The organism is Mesorhizobium sp. M7A.F.Ca.CA.002.15.2.1 (genome assembly GCF_003998715.1).
Taxonomy (GTDB): Bacteria; Pseudomonadota; Alphaproteobacteria; order Rhizobiales; family Rhizobiaceae; genus Mesorhizobium; species Mesorhizobium ciceri.
Genome location: NZ_RZPI01000852.1, coordinates 1 through 2086, shown reverse-complemented (window position 1 = coordinate 2086; position 2086 = coordinate 1). Strand labels below are relative to the sequence as shown.

Here is a 2086-nt window from a genome sequence, read left to right as displayed (position 1 = left end):
AGGTTGGGACTCCATGCGCGTATTATAGCAGTATTGATACCAGGATAAAGTTTGAACTGTTTGGCCAGCGCCAACTGCCCCATCTTCCGTTCAGAGCAACAGAACGGAGGCTCTGAACATGGAACTCAAAGACAAGACGATCCTCATCACCGGCTCGACAGACGGCGTCGGCCGCGTTGTCGCGCAACGGCTCGGCGCCGCGGGCGCCCGTGTGCTGGTGCACGGCCGCGATGCAACGCGCGGCAAGGCTGTTGTCACCGAGATCGAAGCCGCCGGCGGCAAGGCCGAGCTTCTGGTCGCCGACCTCTCTTCGCTGGCCGAGGTGCGCCACCTCGCCGAGGCGGTGCGCGCCCGGACGAACCGGCTGGACATCCTCATCAACAATGCCGGCATCGGCACAGCGGGCCAAGGTGCCAAAAGGCAGGTGAGTGCCGACGGCTATGAACTGCGCTTCGCGGTCAACTATCTCGCCGGTTTCCTGCTGACATCGGAGCTCCTGCCATTGCTGAAGGCCAGTGCGCCGGCGCGCATCGTCAATGTCGCCTCTGCGGGGCAGCAGGCGATCGACTTCAGCGATGTCATGCTGACCCGCTCCTATGACGGGGTGCGCACTTATTGCCAGAGCAAGCTGGCGCAGATTCTGTTCACCGTCGATTTGGCCGAACAGTTGAAAGGCACCGGCGTCACCGTCAACGCATTGCATCCGGCGAGCTACATGAACACAACCATGGTCCGGCAGGCCGGGGTGACGCCGTGGAGTTCGGTCGAGACCGGTGCCGACGCCATCCTCAATCTCGCCACCTCACCCACGCTCAACGGGAAAAGCGGCCTCTATTTCGACGGCCTGCGGGAATCCCGCGCCGATGCTCAGGCCTACGACGCCAAGGCAAGGCAACAGCTGAGAAGCTTGAGCCTCGACCTCATCGGCCCGGCCTCCCCCACATCGAAGGAACAGCATTGATGACCAAGGCAATCCAACACACCGTCATCATCGGTGGCTCGTCCGGCATCGGGCTGGCGACGGCGCGCAAACTGCTTGGCCCGGACATGAAGGTAACCATCACCGGCCGCAACGAGGACAAGCTGAAGAGCGCTTGGAAGAGCCTTGGCGGTGCTGCCGAGAAGGCCGCTTTCGACGCGTCGAAGCCGGATGAGGTCCGTCAATTCTTCGAGCGCCTCGGCCCCTTTGATCACTTGGTGCTGGCGGCCAGCGGCGGCAAGGGCCTCGGCCCGTTCCCGGCGCTTGACCTGAGTGACATCGGCAGTGGCGTGGAGGAAAAGGTCCGCCCGCAGCTGTCCTGCCTGCAGGCCGCCTTGCCGACACTCAACAAGGCCGGATCGGTCACCTTCATCTCGGCGGTGTCGGCGCAGCTCGCAACGCCCGGCGTCGCCGGTATCGCCGCCATCAACGGCATGCTGTTGACCGTGGTGCCGATCCTGGCGATGGAGTTGAAACCGCTGCGCGTCAATGTCGTGGCGCCAGGCGTCATCGACACGCCCTGGTGGGACTTTCTGGCCGAGGAGCAGAGGCAGGCGCTGTTTGCCGACTATGCCGGCAGGACCCCGGTCGGCCGCATCGGTCGCGCCGAAGACGTCGCCGCGGCAATAGCCTTCCTCGTCTCCAACGGCTTCATGACCGGTCAGGTGCTGACCTGCGACGGCGGACTGCGATTTGCGGCCTAGCGTTCCTCGGGCGCCGACAGGCTTTCACCCTCAATTGGCTCTCTTTGGATCACCCCGCACGCTCTTTTCGCCGGGGCTGTCACCGCCCGGTCTCACCGCATCTGAAGCGGTCTTTTCCGGAACATAGGAATAATCAGGCGTATCAGCCCCATACATCTTGTTATCGATCGCCTCTTGCCAGCTGAAATCCGCGTCGGACGGTGAAACGTCGGCAATGTCATGGCGGGAGGAGCGAGAGTGCAGCCAGTTCGGGGTGATCTCTCGGACCAATTGTGCGAAGCGTCCCATCGAAACCGTTCCTTTCCTTGCCCTTTCCAGGAGGCGCGATCGCGGTTGCGTCGGCTGGATCTAAAGTTGACCTCTCAGCCAGGCCAGCGTCTCGACAACGTCGGCAAGCCCGTAC

At 63.0% G+C, this 2086-nt stretch carries 3 protein-coding genes; 2 read left to right on the top strand and 1 reads right to left on the bottom strand.

Annotated features, from left to right (window positions below):
• The first annotated feature begins 118 nt into the window (after positions 1–118).
• Both ENZ74_RS30235 and ENZ74_RS30230 read left to right on the top strand, forming a co-directional pair.
• On the top strand, positions 119–961 hold the full coding sequence (locus ENZ74_RS30235) for an SDR family oxidoreductase (protein WP_063168506.1): 843 nt from the start codon (positions 119–121) through the stop codon (positions 959–961).
• Entirely contained in the window at positions 961–1683 is a 723-nt protein-coding gene (locus ENZ74_RS30230; protein ID WP_013530903.1) for an SDR family oxidoreductase, read from the top strand. The genes ENZ74_RS30235 and ENZ74_RS30230 overlap by 1 nt, the downstream gene beginning before the upstream one ends.
• 30 nt (positions 1684–1713) lie before the next feature.
• Here ENZ74_RS30230 and ENZ74_RS30225 read toward each other — a convergent pair whose 3' ends face one another.
• Entirely contained in the window at positions 1714–1971 is a 258-nt protein-coding gene (locus ENZ74_RS30225; RefSeq protein ID WP_063168507.1) for a hypothetical protein, read from the bottom strand.
• Positions 1972–2086 lie beyond the last annotated feature (115 nt).

Bases quoted from the DNA above. Each gene is read 5' to 3' on its own strand.
- ENZ74_RS30235 (WP_063168506.1), top strand. From the start codon at position 119: ATGGAACTCAAAGACAAGACGATCCTCATCACCGGCTCGACAGACGGC.
- ENZ74_RS30230 (WP_013530903.1), top strand. From the start codon at position 961: ATGACCAAGGCAATCCAACACACCGTCATCATCGGTGGCTCGTCCGGC.
- ENZ74_RS30225 (WP_063168507.1), bottom strand. From the start codon at position 1,971: ATGGGACGCTTCGCACAATTGGTCCGAGAGATCACCCCGAACTGGCTG.